The sequence below is a fragment of the Bartonella sp. AA86SXKL genome (genome assembly GCF_042196885.1).
Map to the genome: position 1 here is coordinate 514 of NZ_JBHIRE010000278.1, position 251 is coordinate 764.

At 44.2% G+C, this 251-nt stretch carries 1 protein-coding gene; it reads right to left on the reverse strand.

The genetic code is table 11. From position 1 onward, the window contains the following. The coding region (locus ACFIO5_RS11525) for a metal ABC transporter solute-binding protein, Zn/Mn family (RefSeq protein WP_375705484.1) at nucleotides 1-251 on the reverse strand (251 nt) is incomplete at both ends.

Sequence of the window (251 nt, forward strand, 5' to 3'; positions counted from 1 at the left end):
ACTGTGGCGGTGTTGGGCACTCTGTTCTTGGTTTTTAATTTCGAGGGGGGAGATGTTAGCACTCACTTCAACAACCAGTGCTTTTGTACCACTTGCTGTGATGAGACGGTCAATGAAACCTTCTAAATGAAGTCCGTTGATGAAAATAATATGAGCCTTTTTAAGCTCTTGAGCATCACGGGGGGTAGGTTCATAAGTATGGGTATTTGCATTGGGACCAACGAAAGTAATCATAGATCGGAAGAGCGTCG